This window comes from Pseudomonas entomophila (assembly GCF_013523125.1).
In the GTDB taxonomy this organism is placed as follows: Bacteria; Pseudomonadota; Gammaproteobacteria; order Pseudomonadales; family Pseudomonadaceae; genus Aquipseudomonas; species Aquipseudomonas entomophila_B.
In genome coordinates this window covers 1-14,908 of sequence record NZ_JAAMQJ010000020.1, presented here as the reverse complement: position 1 = coordinate 14,908, position 14,908 = coordinate 1, and the positions used below count along the sequence as shown (strand labels likewise).

15 protein-coding genes are annotated in these 14,908 nt (G+C 67.1%); 6 read left to right on the top strand and 9 right to left on the bottom strand.

Features of this window, described 5'->3' with window-relative positions; all coding sequences use genetic code 11:
- Positions 1 to 24 precede the first annotated feature (24 nt).
- Entirely contained in the window at positions 25 to 1,353 is a 1,329-nt protein-coding gene (locus G7007_RS12315) for an LLM class flavin-dependent oxidoreductase (protein ID WP_181102081.1), read from the bottom strand.
- Between the two features lie 31 nt (positions 1,354 to 1,384).
- Entirely contained in the window at positions 1,385 to 2,335 is a 951-nt protein-coding gene (locus tag G7007_RS12310) for an ABC transporter substrate-binding protein (protein WP_181102079.1), read from the bottom strand.
- A 273-nt stretch (positions 2,336 to 2,608) separates the two neighbouring features.
- On the opposite strand from G7007_RS12310, the gene G7007_RS12305 reads away from it, so the two are divergent.
- Both G7007_RS12305 and G7007_RS12300 read left to right on the top strand, forming a co-directional pair.
- Entirely contained in the window at positions 2,609 to 3,217 is a 609-nt protein-coding gene (locus G7007_RS12305) for a cysteine dioxygenase family protein (RefSeq protein ID WP_181102077.1), read from the top strand.
- Positions 3,214 to 4,797, top strand: a complete 1,584-nt coding sequence (locus tag G7007_RS12300) for a rhodanese-related sulfurtransferase (protein ID WP_181102076.1) — start codon at positions 3,214 to 3,216, stop codon at positions 4,795 to 4,797. The genes G7007_RS12305 and G7007_RS12300 overlap by 4 nt, the downstream gene beginning before the upstream one ends.
- Before the next feature lie 15 nt (positions 4,798 to 4,812).
- On the opposite strand, the gene G7007_RS12295 is transcribed toward G7007_RS12300, so the two are convergent.
- Complete coding sequence (locus G7007_RS12295) at positions 4,813 to 5,250, bottom strand: rhodanese-like domain-containing protein (protein WP_181102074.1); 438 nt, start codon at positions 5,248 to 5,250, stop codon at positions 4,813 to 4,815.
- Positions 5,251 to 5,348: 98 nt separating this feature from the next.
- Between G7007_RS12295 and ftrA the strand changes: the two genes are divergently transcribed.
- Positions 5,349 to 6,305 carry a transcriptional regulator FtrA gene (gene ftrA / locus G7007_RS12290; protein WP_181102072.1) on the top strand — a complete coding sequence of 319 codons (957 nt, stop codon included), beginning with the start codon at positions 5,349 to 5,351 and terminating at the stop codon, positions 6,303 to 6,305.
- Positions 6,306 to 6,474: 169 nt separating this feature from the next.
- Here ftrA and G7007_RS12285 read toward each other — a convergent pair whose 3' ends face one another.
- A complete protein-coding gene (locus G7007_RS12285; RefSeq protein WP_181102070.1) occupies positions 6,475 to 6,627 on the bottom strand; it encodes a hypothetical protein in 153 nt (50 codons plus the stop codon).
- A 375-nt stretch (positions 6,628 to 7,002) separates the two neighbouring features.
- Here G7007_RS12285 and G7007_RS12280 point away from each other — a divergent pair, with 375 nt between their 5' ends.
- Both G7007_RS12280 and G7007_RS12275 read left to right on the top strand, forming a co-directional pair.
- Positions 7,003 to 8,094 (top strand): SMP-30/gluconolactonase/LRE family protein, encoded by a 1,092-nt coding sequence (locus G7007_RS12280; protein WP_181102068.1) that lies wholly within the window; start codon positions 7,003 to 7,005, stop codon positions 8,092 to 8,094.
- A gap of 121 nt (positions 8,095 to 8,215) precedes the next feature.
- Positions 8,216 to 8,707 carry a DUF1543 domain-containing protein gene (locus G7007_RS12275; protein WP_181102066.1) on the top strand — a complete coding sequence of 164 codons (492 nt, stop codon included), beginning with the start codon at positions 8,216 to 8,218 and terminating at the stop codon, positions 8,705 to 8,707.
- Positions 8,708 to 8,751: 44 nt separating this feature from the next.
- On the opposite strand, the gene G7007_RS12270 is transcribed toward G7007_RS12275, so the two are convergent.
- Entirely contained in the window at positions 8,752 to 9,792 is a 1,041-nt protein-coding gene (locus G7007_RS12270) for an ABC transporter substrate-binding protein (protein WP_308852295.1), read from the bottom strand.
- 333 nt (positions 9,793 to 10,125) lie between these two features.
- On the opposite strand from G7007_RS12270, the gene G7007_RS12265 reads away from it, so the two are divergent.
- Entirely contained in the window at positions 10,126 to 11,052 is a 927-nt protein-coding gene (locus G7007_RS12265; RefSeq protein WP_181102062.1) for a LysR family transcriptional regulator, read from the top strand.
- A gap of 40 nt (positions 11,053 to 11,092) precedes the next feature.
- Here G7007_RS12265 and argE read toward each other — a convergent pair whose 3' ends face one another.
- The 4 genes from argE to G7007_RS12245 are packed head-to-tail and all read right to left on the bottom strand — an operon-like array spanning position 11,093 to position 14,731.
- Entirely contained in the window at positions 11,093 to 12,265 is a 1,173-nt protein-coding gene (gene argE / locus G7007_RS12260) for an acetylornithine deacetylase (RefSeq protein ID WP_181102060.1), read from the bottom strand.
- Complete coding sequence (locus G7007_RS12255) at positions 12,258 to 12,935, bottom strand: DUF1028 domain-containing protein (protein ID WP_181102058.1); 678 nt, start codon at positions 12,933 to 12,935, stop codon at positions 12,258 to 12,260. The genes argE and G7007_RS12255 overlap by 8 nt, the downstream gene beginning before the upstream one ends.
- 28 nt (positions 12,936 to 12,963) lie before the next feature.
- Entirely contained in the window at positions 12,964 to 13,386 is a 423-nt protein-coding gene (locus tag G7007_RS12250) for a RidA family protein (protein ID WP_181102056.1), read from the bottom strand.
- A 13-nt stretch (positions 13,387 to 13,399) separates the two neighbouring features.
- Positions 13,400 to 14,731 carry a flavin-containing monooxygenase gene (locus G7007_RS12245; protein WP_181102054.1) on the bottom strand — a complete coding sequence of 444 codons (1,332 nt, stop codon included), beginning with the start codon at positions 14,729 to 14,731 and terminating at the stop codon, positions 13,400 to 13,402.
- Positions 14,732 to 14,908: the final 177 nt, after the last annotated feature.

Here is a 14,908-nt window from a genome sequence, read left to right as displayed (position 1 = left end):
GGCCTGCCAGACCTGCAAAACAATTTAGACGGTAGCACGCTGGAACGTCGGAATCGCCAACCCCAGGCTTTCGCGCAAGGTCGTGCCTTCATAGGCCGTACGGTACAGCCCGCGCTCTTGCAGCAACGGCACCACCTGCTCGGTGAAGCGGCGGAACTGCTCCGGGTGACCGATGTAGATGTTGAACCCGTCCAGGGCCCTCGCTTCGAACCACTCGGCCATCTTGGCCGCCACGGTGTCAGCCGATCCGACGAACGCCCCGGGTCGCAACTGACGCCCGAATTCGACGGCCTGGCGCAGGCTGAAACCCTTGTCCCGGGCCTGGTCGGCAATGCGCTTGGCATTGGTGAAGAAGCTGCTGCGTGCCGATTCGAGGCTTTCTTGCGGAAACGGCGCATCCAGGTCGTACTGGCTGAAATCATGCCAGCCGAAATTGCGCCCGAACTCCTTCAACGCCAGCTCGAAACTGTGGTCGGCCTGATGGTAGTGGCGCTCGATCTCCCGTGCCTGGTCATCGTCGTCACCGACGTAGATCTCCGCCCCCGGCAACACCAGCAACTGCTCCGGGTCGCGCCCCAGCCGCGCGGCACGCCCCTTGATGTCGCGGTAGAACGCCTGCCCCTGTTCGAGGCTTGCCGCATGGGTGAACACCACGTCGGCCGTGGCCGCACCGAGGTCGCGGCCCTGCTCGGAATCACCCGCCTGGAAGATCACCGGCTGCCCCTGGGGCGAGCGCTGGATGTTCAACGGGCCGGTCACCGAGAAGTGCTCGCCCTTGTGGTGCAACGCGTGGAGCTTGGTCGGGTCGAGGAAGCGGCCACTGGCCCGGTCGCGCGGGAAGGCGTCGTCCTCGTAGGAGTGCCACAGCGCCTGCACCACCTTCACGTGTTCCTCGGCACGGGCGTAACGGGTGTCGTAGTCGTAGTGCTCGTCCAGCCCGTAGTTGCCGGCGGTACCGGCGTCGCCACTGGTGACCACGCTCCAGCCGGCGCGGCCCTTGCTGATCAGGTCCAGCGAGGCCAGCCGGCGCGCGACGTTGAACGGTGCGTTGTAGGAGGTGGTGAGGGTCCCGACCAGGCCCAGGCGCCGAGTGCTGACGACCAGGGCCGAGAGCAGGGTCAGCGGCTCCAGGCGGTTGAGGTAATGCGACGGCGAGCCCGGCGTGATGAACTGGCTGTCGACGATGAACATCAGGTCGAACAGCGCCCGCTCGGCCTGCTGGGCGATGTCGATGTACCAGTCGATGTTGACGCTGGCGTCGGCCGGCAGCGCGGGGTCGAGCCACAGGTTGTGCCGGCCGGGGCCGCCGCAGCCCATGGTCAGGGCGCCGAGTTTGATCTGTCGTGTGCGCATCAAAGGTCTCCTTGACGTCGAGGTCGTGGGCTCAGGGTTGGCGGTCGGTTTGGCCGAGGGCCGTGCCGAAGGAGGTGTCGAACAGGGTCTTTGCCGGGTAGGCCTTGATCAGCCCGAGCCCGGCGAAGAAGTCCACGGTCTTCTGCGCATCGACGATCACCTGAGGCGTCAGCGGCGCCAGGTCGGTGCGCGCACGGGCGAACCAGGCGCGGGCGATGTCGCGGTCGGCACGGGTGCGCTTGGCCCAGGCATCGGCATAGGCCTCGGTGTGGGCTGGGTCGCTCAGGGTCCAGTCGCGGGCCTTCTTCAGCCGCTGGAGAAAGTCACTGATCTGCGCGCGTTTCTGCTCGACGGCCTTCTGGTTGGCCACCACGAAGCTCTGCGCCGGGATCACGCCCTCGGCGGTCGCCAGTACACGGGCGCCCTGGCGTTCCTGTTGGGTGACGTAGGGCTCCCAAATGGCGATCACGTCCACCGAGCCACCGTCCAAGGCATGGGAAGCGTCCAGTGCGCTGAGGTAGCGCAGCTCGAGGGCATCGCGCGGGACACCGGCCTTGTCCAGGGCGCTGAACAACAGCTGCTGGCTCCACGAACCTTTCCAGATCGCCGCACGCTTGCCGCGCAGGTCTTGCAGGCTGTGGATCGATGAGTCCTTGCGCACCAGGATGGCCACCCCTCCGAGGTTCTGGCGACTCACCGCGATCACCTTGATCGGCGCGCCGAGCGCTCCCAGGAACAATGGAGGCGCATCGCCCAGCAGGCCGATGTCGAGGCTGCCGACGTTGAGCGCTTCGGCCACGGGAGAACCTGCGGTGAATTGCTTCCAGTCCAGGGTGTACGGCACATCATCGAGCACCCCCGCCGCTTCCATCACGGCGCGGGCGTTGTAGCTTTGATCACCGACGACCAGGGTCTGGCCGGCAGCGGCGAGGCTGAAGGTGGTGGCCAGCACGGTGGCGGCCAACTGTTTGAGGTAGCGCACGGTCGTCTCCTGAAGCCCTGCAGGGGGCCATGAGGACGATCCGCGCGTGCGGTCTCATCGAGGGTTCATATAGCGATAAAGAATCATCAAGGATCTTTTAATAATTTAAAGCCCTGAAGGGAGGCTGTGAAATGCACATTGAGCATAAGCTAATGCGTTTTTCAGCCCTCTCCTTAAATGCGTAAAAATCATATTAGCTTAGCGCTATTTTGCATTTATAGAATAGAAAGAAGTTTGCTACGGTTCAGGCACATTCGAACGCCGAGTCGCCCCATGACCCACCCTCCACGCTTGCAGCGCTTGCGCCATTTCATCGATCACCTGGCCACCCTGCTCGACGAGCAGCCCGACGAAGCCGTTCTGCTCGACCGCGGCCAGGCCCTGCTGGCGAACCTGGTCGGCCATGATGACTGGCTACCCGAGGACCTTGCCCTGCCCGATCCAGAGCGCTACCGGCAGTACCTGCTGCACTGCGACTCGCGCCAGCGTTTCTCGGTGGTGAGCTTCGTCTGGGGTCCCGGGCAGCGCACGCCGATCCATGATCATCAGGTCTGGGGGCTGATCGGCATGCTGCGCGGCGCGGAGCTGTCGCAGGGTTTCATGCGTGATGAACGGGGCGCACTGGTGCCCGACGGCGCGGCGGTACGACTGCTGCCCGGCCAGGTCGAAGCGGTCTCGCCGCGCATCGGCGACCTCCATCAGGTGAGCAATGCCTTCACCGACCAGGTGTCGATCAGCATCCACGTCTACGGCGGCAACATCGGCGCGGTCCGGCGTGCGGTGTACGCCATCGACGGCAGTCAAAGACCGTTCATCTCCGGCTACTCCAACGCCCACCTTCCCAACCTCTGGGACCTGTCCAACGAGAACCTCGCCCCATGACCGCTCCCCTTACCCGGCAGTACCACGACATCCGCCGCGCCTTGCTGGCCCAGGAAGAACTGGCCTTGATCGACGTGCGTGAAGAAGACCCGTTCGCCCAGGCGCATCCCCTGTTCGCCGCCAACCTGCCGTTGTCGAGACTGGATCTGGAGGCGTATGCCCGCATCCCTCGGCGGGACACGGCCATCACCGTCTACGACGACGGCGAGGGGCTCGCGACCGTCGCCACGCAACGCCTGCACGCCCTGGGGTACAGCGATGTCGCCGTGCTCGAGGGCGGGCTGGACGGCTGGCGTGCCGCCGGTGGCGAACTGTTCCGCGACGTCAACGTGCCGAGCAAAGCCTTCGGCGAGCTGGTGGAAAGCGTGCGCCATACGCCGTCCCTGGCGGCCGAACAGGTCCAGGCCCTGCTCGACGACAAGGCCGACGTGGTGGTGCTCGATGCCCGCCGCTTCGACGAATACCAGACCATGAGCATCCCAGGCGGCATCAGCGTGCCGGGTGCCGAACTGGTGCTGCGCGTGGCCGAACTGGCACCGAATCCGACGACCCAGGTGATCGTCAACTGCGCCGGGCGCACCCGTAGCATCATCGGCGCCCAATCGTTGGTCAACGCAGGCATTCCCAACCCGGTGGCGGCCCTGCGCAACGGCACCATCGGCTGGACCCTGGCAGGCCAGGCACTGGCCCATGGGCAGGACCGTCGCTTCGCCGACGTCACCCCGCACACCCGCACCCAGGCGTCGCAGCAGGCCCGTGCGGTGGCCGACCGTGCCGGTGTCCTGCGCCTGGACCGCGCCGGGCTGACGCGCTGGCAGGCCGAAGCGGGCCGTACCACTTACCTGTTCGATGTCCGCACCCCCGAGGAATACAGCGCCGGCCACTTGCCTGGCAGCCGCTCGACACCGGGCGGGCAGCTGGTGCAGGAAACCGACCACGTCGCCAGCGTGCGTGGAGCGCGTCTGGTGTTGCTGGACGATGACGGCGTGCGTGCCAACATGACCGCCTCATGGCTCGCGCAGATGGGCTGGCAGGTCGCCGTGCTCGACGGCCTGACCCCGGCGGACTTCAGCGCGCAGGGCGACTGGCAGTCACCCCTGCCTGCGCTGCCCGAGGTCCATGGCATCGACGTCGAGCAACTGGCCCGCTGGCAGCATGAGGCCGGCACCGTGGTGCTGGACTTCACCACCAGCGCCCACTACGTCAAGCGCCATATCCCCGGCGCCTACTGGGTGATCCGTGCCCAGCTGGGCGAGGCCCTGGAGCGTCTGCCCCAGGCCGAACGCTACGTGCTGACCTGCGGCAGCAGCCTGCTGGCCCGCTTCGCCGCCTGTGACCTGCAGGCGCTGACCCGTACACCGGTCCACGTCCTCACCGGCGGCACCGCTGCCTGGATTGCGGCAGGCCACCCGGTGCAGAGCGGTGAAAGCTACCTTGCGGTGGCGCGCAGCGACCGCTACCGGCGCCCCTACGAGGGGACCGACAATCCACGCGACGCGATGCAGGGCTACCTGGACTGGGAGTTCGGCCTGGTCGCCCAGCTGGAACGCGATGGCACTCATGGGTTCACGGTGTTGTGACAGGCGGCCTCAGGTTCAGCACGCGCAGGACGCTGGTGTCGGCGCGTGCGGCACAGCCTGTCCGGTCGACAGGCTGAAGCCTTCATCGCACCAGCCCGTGATGCCGCCAAGCATCTCCTTCACTCCGTGGCCGAGCTGGGCCAGGCGTGCGGCGGCGCGGTGGGCGCCATTGCAGTGCGGCCCTGCGCAGTAGACGACGAACACGGTCCCGGCAGGAAATGCCGCCAGGCGCTCGACCGTCAGGGTCCGGGTCGGCAGGTTCAGCGCGCCGGGAATGTGTCCGGCGGCAAAGGCCTCGGCGTTGCGCACATCGAGCAGCACGAAGTCGACCTGACCGGCCTGCTGGCTGTGGTACACGTCCGAACAATCGGTCTCGAAGCGCAGGCGTTCGCTGAAGTGCGCGAACGCCTCGTCAGCGGAGGCTGGCGGCGTGTGTGTGATCAGGCTGGACATGGCATCGCTCCTGGCAAGATGAGGGTCGGGCCACTGTAGGCGGACCGTCGAGTGCGCTACAGTGGCGAACTCGACAGTCACCGGTGATTTCCCGCCAAATGCACGACACGCCCGGCTTGGTCGCCATCCTGGCCTACGATGGCCTGTGTACCTTCGAATTCGGCATCGCCATCGAACTCTTCGCCCTGCCCCGGCCCGAGTTCGACGTTGCTTGGTACCGGCATTGCGTGGTCGCAATCGACCCTGGGCCGATGCGTGCCATGGGCGGTTTCACCGTCACCACGGATGCAGGCCTCGAGGCGCTGGACGAGGCACAGATCGTCATCGTCCCCGGGTGGCGAAACCGTGCCGAGCGCCCACCCCAGGCCCTGCTGGATGCCCTGTGCCGCGCCCATGCACGCGGTGCCCGATTACTGTCCATCTGCTCCGGCGCCTTCGTGCTGGCCGCTGCCGGGCTACTCGACGGCCAGCGCGCGACCACGCACTGGCGTTACTGCGAGGAACTGGCGGCACGCTTCCCCGCCATTGCCGTGGACCCCGCCGTGCTCTACGTGGACGACGGCCAGGTCATCACCTCGGCCGGCAGCGCGGCCGGCATCGACGCCTGCCTGCACCTGATCGAGCGTGATTTCGGTGCCCAGATCGCCAACACCGTGGCCTGCCGCCTGGTCATGGCGCCGCTGCGCGCCGGTGGGCAGGCGCAGTTCATTCCCGCGCCGGTGGCCCGAATGCCACGGCATGACCTGGCGGCGCTGCTGGATTGGGCACGCGAGCGCCTGCACGAACCACTGACCCTGCGCCAACTGGCGGCCAAGGCCCTGATGAGCGAGCGCACGTTGCTGCGCCGTTTCAACGAAGCGACCGGCATGACGCCCAAGCGCTGGCTGCAGCACGCACGCCTGGCACAGGCCCGTGCGCTGCTCGAGAGCAGCCCGCTCAACCTGGAGCGCATCGCCGAGCGCTGCGGATTCGCCTCGGTCGAAAGCTTCAGAGTGGCGTTTCGAAAAGGGATCGGTGTGGCGCCTTCGGTGTATCGGGACAGTTTCGGTCGCTGAGCCTGCCCTCGTCCCCAACGATGTGCGGGTGACGCGCTTGAGCACGTCACTGGCAGGCCAGATGAGGCCTTGAGTGCGAGTGTCCAGAGACGCTCGAACGCCATGTCATCGTACAACCGTCCAGGCCTTGGCCGTCAGGCGTCCTCGGCGCGGACGACCAAGGAGCCAGTCACTGCCGGTTCTGCGGCTTTCCGAACACAGCGTCCACGGCTTCCGTCACCTGGCTCACCGCGCCGAGGTACTCGATGAGTTCTGCTGCTTGACTGCGTGCGAATGCGTGGGACAACTGTCGTTTTCTTTCCTGATCGATGCTCCAGTGCATGAGGAATTTTGTGGGCCCTGCGGGCCCAATCGCGGCCGGTCCGGCCCCGGCGGGGGCCGCTCCCATACCCGTAGTCACACCGCAGTGTTGCAGGCTATCGCGGTCACCTGTAGGGGCGGCCCCCGCCGGGGCGCCGGATTGGCCGCGATTGGGCCTGCAAGGCCCATGAAATCGGCCACTCCCTACTTCAGACACACCTGCGTCCATACCGCCCTGCTTGTAAGAGCCCCAGCCTTATCACCGTTCACTCGGCACGCACCCAAGTCGTCAGACATCATTTGACTAAACCCACAGGACTTCCGAAGATGGCCAGGCACCCTGCCGTTGCCTCAAACACGCCAGGGTGCCGCCAACAACAATAATCAGGATGCTCCGATGCCCCCACATGCCCCTCACGCGGCCCCTCGCCGCCACTTCCTCAAGCAATCCCTCACCTTGGCATCACTGGCGGCGGCCGCGACCAGCCTGCCCCGCCTCACCGCCGCGGCCGACCCCATCAGCCAGCGCTACCCCGACCCGCTCATCGAGGTCATCAACGACAGCTTCGCGGCCTACCGCCTCTTCAACGCCGGGGTCGAGCGACTGGCCACGGGGCTGCGCTGGGCCGAGGGGCCGTTGTGGGTCGGTGACGGTCGTTATCTGCTGGTCAGCGACATCCCCAACAACCGCATCCTGCGCTGGGACGAGATCAGCGAGACCCTGGGCGTCTACCGCCAGAACGCCAACTACGCCAACGGTCTGACCCGTGACCTGCAAGGTCGGCTGATCGTGTGCGAGGGCTCGACCACCCACACCGAAGGCCGCCGCCTCACCCGCACCGAACACGATGGCAGCCTCACCGTCCTGGCCGAGACCTTCGAAGGCAAGCGCTTCAACTCGCCGAACGACGTGGTGGTCAAGCGCGATGGCTCGATCTGGTTCACCGACCCGCCCTTCCAGATGGGCAACGACTACGAGGGCCACAGGCTCACCCCCGAGCTGCCGGATGCGGTCTACCGCATCGACGGTCAGACCCTCAAGGTCACCCGGGTGATCCAGGACTTCGCCGGCCCGAACGGCCTGTGTTTCTCGCCGGACGAAAGCACCCTGTACGTGGTGGAGTCCCGGGCCAAGCCCAACCGCATCGTCTGGGCCTACGCGGTCAAGACCGACGGCACCCTGGGCGAGCGCCGCAACCACATCGAGGGCACCGGCTACGGCGCCATCGATGGTCTGAAGTGCGATCTGGACGGCAATCTCTGGTGTGGCTGGGGCAGCTCGGGTGCCAAGGAAGCGAACCCGGAGCAGCTGGACGGCGTGCGGGTGTTCAACCCCAAGGGGCAGGCGATCGGTCACATTCACTTGCCGGAACGCTGCGCCAACGTGTGCTTCGGCGGCGCGTCGGGCAATCGCCTGTTCATGGCCAGCTCGCGCTCGATCTATGCGTTGTACGTCAATACCCGGGGCGCCAGCCCATCCGCGGTCTAGCCTCGGGCCGTTTAGGGGATGCGTGAGGTTTGAGGTAGTCTGGCCCCTTTGCCTCCCCACGTGCATGACGTCGATCCGGGCCTTGCCGGGCCTGGACCGATGCCGTCGAAAGGACCTCTCCATGCTCTACATCGTCATGCTCGGCGGCCGCCATCCGCGCGCCAGCATCGAAGTCCACGACGTGGTCTTCGTCCAGGGCACCACCCTGGAACAGCTCTATCCGGACCTTCGCAACGCCTGGTTCGGCAGCCCCAAAGGCCTGCACATCGACTCCTGGCTGGAAGTCGACGGCCTCGATGGGTATCGCGTCGAGTTCAGCCAGGCAGCGCCACCGCCGGGCGCCCCCCGGCTGTTCTTCCTCAACCTGGGTGGCTATGAGCCGCACACCTTCGGCGAAGCCCACCGCTACCTGCTGCTGGTGGCCCCGGACAAGGCCACGGCCAAGACGCTCGGCAAACGGCGCATGGCGCCGAACTGGTTCAAGCCGCACACCGATGCAGTGCTGGACGTCGACGACTGCCTGCCGATCGACGCGGTCGATGGACGCTACGTGCACCTGGTCGAAGGCCCGCACCAGGGCATCGTGCAGCGCAGCGACTACCGTCTGATCTGATCCCGACAGCGCCGACGCCTGCCAAGGGCCCGCTGGTCTTCGGATCAGCGCGCCGCCCAGGCATTGAAACGCTGCTCCAGCTCCTCGCCATGGTCGACCCAGAATTCGGCATCCACCAGACGTGCCTGGGCCAGGTTGTCGGGCGCGGTCGGCAGTTGCGCCTGCACCGGGGTGGGCAGTTGCGCGAGCGCGTCCTGACGAATCGGGCCATAGGGGATCTGGCTGGAGAACGCCTGCTGCGTCTCGGCCTGGCTGGCGAAGGCGATGAAGCGCTCGGCCAGGGCCTTGTGCGGGGTGCCGCGGACGATGGCCCAGTGATCAGGGTCGTACAGGCTACCGGGCCAGACGATGCTCAACGTGGAACCCTGCTGCTGGGCGGCAGCGATGCGTCCGTTGTAAGCCGCCGACATCACCACGTCGCCGGCCACCAGCCATTGCGGCGGTTGGGCGCCGGCCTCCCACCACTGGATGCTGGACTTGATCTGGTCGAGCTTCTTGAAGGCACGGTCCACGCCTTCAGGCGTGCCCAGCACGGTGTAGAGGTCGTCGCGTGAAACACCGTCGGCCAGCAGGGCCACTTCCAGGGTGTACTTGGCGCCCTTGCGCAACCCGCGTTTGCCGGGGAAGCGCTGGGTGTCCCAGAAGTCCTGCCAGGAGGTGGGCGCGGTGGCGAGTTTCTGTGGGTCGTAGGCCAGCACCATCGACCAGACGTAGCTCGCCACACCACACTCGCTGACGGTGCCCGGCAGATAGCCGGACGCCTCACCCAGCAGGTTTGGATCGATCTTCTCGAACAGCCCTTCTTCGCAGCCACGCAGCAGCTCGGGGCTTTCCACCTCGACCACGTCCCAGGACACGTGGCCGACATCGACCATGGCCTTGACCTTGGACAGCTCGCCGTTGTACTCGCCGGCGATCACCTTGCCGGCGCCACTACGCTCGAAGGGGTGGAAGTACGCGGTCTGCTGGGCCGCCTTGGTGGCGCCGCCGAACGAGATGACGGTCAGGCGTGGCTCGTCGCTCAGCACGGGCAGGCTGATGGCGCAAAGCAACGCGGCACTGAACGACGTGGTCATGGTACGCATGGGAACTCCCTCACTCATTCTGGTTATGGTGGTGTAGAGGCAGTTGGAGCCAGAGGTGTGAAGCACCTGACCCTCGCGGTGGTCAGGGACGGCTTTGTTATTGTGATGACGTGACGCGGTGGAACGGGCGGGCGCCTCCAGCGCGATGGCCCTGGAGCGATGGTGCGCCAGTGCCGCCCCGAGGAAAACGATTAAAAATGTGCTTCGATCTTATGAAAAAGCTGGGCAAGGCGCCTGCCACCTGAAGGCGTGCTGCGGTACTGTGCAGGTTCCGTGCCCGGCCACTGGACCAGGCCAAGGCATGCCCCCTGCCCCTGCGAGCGAGGTTTCTTCGTGGCGTCCTACACCTTGCGTCAACTGCGGTACTTCGTGACCACCGTCGAGGCCGGCAGCGTGGCGGAAGCCTCACGGCAGCTGTACATCGCCCAGCCGTCCATCTCCAGCGCGGTCAAGAGCCTGGAAGAGAACTTCGGCGTCCAGCTGTTCATCCGCCATCACGCCCAGGGCGTCTCGCTGACGCCAAGCGGCAAGCGCTTCTACCACAAGGCCCAGGCCCTGCTGCGCCTGTCCCGCGAGTTCGAGCAGAACGCCCTGGCCGACAACGACATGGTGGCCGGGCAGATCGACATCGGCTGTTTCGAGACCGTGGCCCCGCTGTACCTGCCGCAGCTGATCGCCGAGTTCCGCGTGCGTTACCCCGGCGTCGACATCCGCCTGCGCGACGGCGACCAGCAGGAGCTGGTGCAGGGGCTGACGGCAGGCGCATTCGATGTGGTGTTCCTGTACGAACACGAGCTGGACAGCACCATCGAGACCGAGCCGCTGATGCCGCCGCAGAAACCCTACGTGCTGCTGCCGGCCGACCATCGCTATGCCGGGCAGGCGCAGGTGTCGCTGCGCGACCTGGCCAGAGAACCGATGATCCTGCTCGACGTGCTGCCCAGCCGGACCTACTTCGTCAGCCTGTTCCACGAACTGGGCCTGACCCCGAACATCGTCTTCGGCTCGCCGTCGATCGAGATGGTGCGGGGCATGGTCGGGCAAGGGTTCGGCTTTTCGTTGCTGGTCACCCGGCCTCATTCGAGCGTGACCTACGACGGCAAGCGGGTGGTGACGCTCGAGATCGCCGAGCCGGTGACACGCTCCGGGCTGGTCAGCGCGCGCCTGCGCAAGGGCCAGCTGACCAAGCCGGCGCAGCTGTTCGTGGACTTCTGCCGCGAGCGGCTGACGGCCCTGAGCCAGGCACGGGTCAGCGCCTGAAAACGGCAGCCACGCCCTGCGCGGTGGCGGCCCGGACGGCTCAACCGCTCAGGTACGCGGCCAGGCGCAGCAGCCAGGCGTCGCAGCGATCCAGTTGCTCGCAGGTGATGTACTCGTCCGGCTTGTGCCCCTGCTCCATGCTGCCAGGGCCGCACACCACCGCAGGGATCCCCGCCTGGGCGAACAGCCCGCCTTCGGTGCCGAACGCCACGGTGCCGAAATCCTCCGACCCGCACACGTACGCCAGCAGGCGGGCGGCTTCGCTGTCCGGTGGCGTGATCAGGCCTGGGTAGGCGCTCAACGGCTGCAGCTCGATGGCGGTGGTGGTATCCACCGCGTGCATGCGCGGCAGCAGCTCGGTGGTCGCGTAGGTGCGCACCTGCTGGACGACCTGTTGGGGGTCGAAATCGGGCAAGGCGCGGATCTCGAAGTCGAAGGTGCAGTCGGCCGGGACGATGTTCAGCGCCTGGCCACCCTGGATCATGCCCGTCTGCACGGTGGAAAACGGCGGGTCGAACCGCGCATCGTGCCGCGCCGGGTGGGCCAGCGCCTGGCCCAGTTCGCCCAGGTGCCCGATCAGCCGGGCGGCGTACTCGATGGCATTGACGCCCTGGGGGGCGTACGCCGAATGGCAGGCCGCGCCCTTGACCTGGCAGCGCATGGCGAGCTTGCCCTTGTGACCCAGCACGGGCTTGAGTTCGGTGGGCTCGCCGATCAGGCACAGGCTGGGCCGGTGTGGGCGCCGTTGCAGGGCGTCGAGCATCGAGCGCACGCCCAGGCAGCCCACCTCTTCGTCGTAGGAAAAGGCCAGGTGCACCGGCACCCGCAGTGGACGCGCCAGAAACGTCGGGACCGCTGCCAGCACGCAGGCGATGAAGCCCTTCATGTCGGCGGTGCCCCGGCCGTACAGGCGCCCCTGGCGTTCCGACACGGTGAACGGGTCCGTGGTCCAGGCCTGGCCGTCGACGGGGACCACGTCGGTGTGCCCTGAAAGCACCACGCCGCCGCCCAGATCGGGGCCGAGGGTGGCGAACAGGTTGGCCTTGCTGCGCGCCTCGTCGTAGATCAGTTCACAAGGCACGCCGTGGCGCCCCAGGTACGTGCGGATGAAGGCGATCAGGGCGAGGTTGGAGTCGCGGCTGACGGTAGGGAAACTGACCAGATGCGCCAGCAGCTCGCGGCTGGAAGAGGCAGACCAGTTCGGTTCATTCATCGCCCGGCACCCCGTAACGCGGGGCGGCGGTCGGGTCCAGGGCGCGGGTCAGGTAGTCCTGCATCTGGGGTCGATAGGCCTGCCACAGCGTGTCGAGCTGGCCGATCGGATCGTCGTCCGCCCAGTCCACCCGCAGGTCGATGATGGGCCAGACCAGATCGCCGACCACCTGCAAGGCTGCCGAATGCACAGGCCCGGCCTCACCGCCCACGGCCAGGGCGGCCTGAAGGGCAGTCAGCAGGCGGTCGGCAAGCGGGCCGGCGGCGGTTTCGAACGCCTCGGTCATGGCGTCGATCACGCCCGGATGGGCGAGCAGGTTGCCCGCCGCCACGCACTGCTCGCCGGCCACGGCGTGGTGCGTGCCCAAGGCCTGGTCACCGCTGAACAGCGCCACGCGGCCGTCGCCATCGATGACCGTGACCTGGCGGTACTGGCGCCAGCCGGTGGCCTGCAAGGCCTGCTCGAGCGCGGCCGCGGGATCGAGGTCGCCCCGTTCCAGCAGATCGAGAATCTGCGGCCCCAGCGCCGGCAAGGTGACGTTCTGGGTCGCCACTGCACCGACTCCGGCCCGCAGCCATGGGCAGCGCGCGCCGACAGCGATGCTGGAAGAGCTGATGGCGATGCCGAACTGCCCGGTGTCGGCGCAACGGCCGATGATGGAAAAGGTCATGGAAAATCCTCGTCAAGGGGGCAGATCGTCAGGCCCGTGGGTCATCGGGAATGACGGCGATCACGTCGATCTCCATCAGCCACTGCGGCTGCGCCAGGCCCGAGACCACCAGCCCGGTCGAGATCGGGAACACACCCCGCAGCCATCTGCCCACCACCTGGTACACCGGTTCGCGGTAGCGCGGGTCGGTGATGTAGGTGGTGGTCTTGACGATGTGGGACAGGTCGCTGCCCGCCTCTTCCAGCAGTTGTTTGACGTTCTTCATCGCCTGCTCGGTCTGTGCCGCAGGATCGCCCAGGCCGACCAGGCGGCCTTCGAAGTCGGTGCCGACCTGGCCGCGCACGTACACGGTATTGCCGGCCCGCACGGCCTGGCACAGGTCGTTGTCCAGGGTCTGGTTGGGGTAGGTTGCCTTGGTGTTGAACATCCGGATGCGGGTATGGGTAGGCATCTGCTGCGTCCTGTCAGGGGAAGACCGGAGTCTGGGAGGTGGCGCTGCGGGGCGACGGCTCGCCGGTGCCTGCCGCGTCGCGCTGGCGTGTGCCTTCGGCCCGATAGGCCTGGTAGGTGCGTTGGGTGGCGATGTGCCCGGCCACGTGCTTGGCGTCATGCCACACGCCCCAGATGAACGCCGACCCACGGCGCGACAGCCAGGGCAGGCCGAGGAAATACACCCCCGGCTCGCTGGACACGCCGCGCTGGTGCCGGGGTTTGCCGTTGTCGTGGAAGGCGTCCACCTGCAGCCAGCGGTAGTCGGCGGCGTAGCCCGTCGCCCAGATGATCGACGTGACCCCGGCCTCGGCCAGGTCCAGGCGCAGGATCGGGTCACGCACGCAGGCCGGTTCCGGCTGGCGGACACGCGCCTGCGGGTCCTCGGGCAGCGTCAGGCCATTGCGCTCGATATAGGCGTCGGCGGCATCGAGCAAGGCGAAATAACTGGCGTCGCCGGCGGCGAGGTTGGCGGCCAGGTCCGGCTGGAAGGTCACGGTATCGCCGTCGAATGCCTGGGTCAGCCCGACCAGGATGATGCCCTGGTGGGCCAGCTCGCGAAAATCGATGGTGTTGCCCCCGCGTGCGCCGCTCACGGCGATGGTGACGTGCTCGCGACCTTGCTTGACGGTTTCGGCGTCCCACTCGCCGAGCACACCCAGCCACCAGCAGAAGTCACGCCCCCGGTAGGCGCGCGGGGGCCGGTCGTGAGCGCCGACCGACAGGTAGACCTGGCGACCGGCGCGCTGCAGCTCGTCGGCGATCTGCACGCCGGAAGACCCCGCGCCCACCACCAGCACTGCGCCTTCTGGCAGCTGCGCGGGGTTGCGGTAGGCGGCCGAGTGGATCTGGTGCAGGCCCGTGCCACTCGGCGCGATGGGGGGAATGACCGGCGTCTGGAACGGCCCGGTGGCAACCACCACGCGGTCGGCCTGCAGCGTACCGTTTGAAGTGTCGACGGTGAAGCCGGGACGCCCGACGTTGCGCACCACGCGGGTCACCTCCACGCCGGTGCGGATCGGCGCCTCGAACTGCTTGGCGTAGGTTTCCAGGTAGGCGGCGACCTGGTCCTTGGAGGCGAAGGCGTCCGGGTCCAGGTCGAAGGCCAGGCCTGGGAAGCGGTCGTGCCAGGCCGGCCCGTTGGCCACCAGCGAATCCCAGCGCCCGGTGCGCCAGGCCTCGGCGATGCGGGCACGCTCCAGGATCAGGTGTGGCACACCCAGGCTGCTTAGGTGCTCGCTCGCCGCGATGCCGGCCTGGCCTGCACCGATGACGAGCGTGTCGATGTGTGGGGGAAGTTCGGGCATGTCGGCATCCTTCGAGCGTCGAATGGAGGACAGGTCGGCCGGGGCGTCACTGTCGGGTATGCCCTCGGTCGGGGGCTGGAGTCCATTCTGTGCAGTGAGGCGCTGGGGCGAAACGAGGATTTTTGTGGTGGTTGACGAGGAAAATGTTGCTGGGGCGGTTGGTGGGGGGAGGATGGC

Coding starts and splice junctions, on each gene's coding strand:
- G7007_RS12305 (WP_181102077.1), top strand. CDS start 2,609: ATGACCCACCCTCCACGCTTGCAGCGCTTGCGCCATTTCATCGATCAC.
- G7007_RS12300 (WP_181102076.1), top strand. CDS start 3,214: ATGACCGCTCCCCTTACCCGGCAGTACCACGACATCCGCCGCGCCTTG.
- G7007_RS12250 (WP_181102056.1), bottom strand. CDS start 13,386: ATGCCTACCCATACCCGCATCCGGATGTTCAACACCAAGGCAACCTAC.
- G7007_RS12280 (WP_181102068.1), top strand. CDS start 7,003: ATGCCCCCACATGCCCCTCACGCGGCCCCTCGCCGCCACTTCCTCAAG.
- G7007_RS12245 (WP_181102054.1), bottom strand. CDS start 14,731: ATGCCCGAACTTCCCCCACACATCGACACGCTCGTCATCGGTGCAGGC.
- G7007_RS12255 (WP_181102058.1), bottom strand. CDS start 12,935: ATGACCTTTTCCATCATCGGCCGTTGCGCCGACACCGGGCAGTTCGGC.
- G7007_RS12315 (WP_181102081.1), bottom strand. CDS start 1,353: ATGCGCACACGACAGATCAAACTCGGCGCCCTGACCATGGGCTGCGGC.
- ftrA (WP_181102072.1), top strand. CDS start 5,349: ATGCACGACACGCCCGGCTTGGTCGCCATCCTGGCCTACGATGGCCTG.
- G7007_RS12275 (WP_181102066.1), top strand. CDS start 8,216: ATGCTCTACATCGTCATGCTCGGCGGCCGCCATCCGCGCGCCAGCATC.
- G7007_RS12295 (WP_181102074.1), bottom strand. CDS start 5,250: ATGTCCAGCCTGATCACACACACGCCGCCAGCCTCCGCTGACGAGGCG.
- G7007_RS12270 (WP_308852295.1), bottom strand. CDS start 9,792: ATGCGTACCATGACCACGTCGTTCAGTGCCGCGTTGCTTTGCGCCATC.
- argE (WP_181102060.1), bottom strand. CDS start 12,265: ATGAATGAACCGAACTGGTCTGCCTCTTCCAGCCGCGAGCTGCTGGCG.
- G7007_RS12285 (WP_181102070.1), bottom strand. CDS start 6,627: ATGCACTGGAGCATCGATCAGGAAAGAAAACGACAGTTGTCCCACGCA.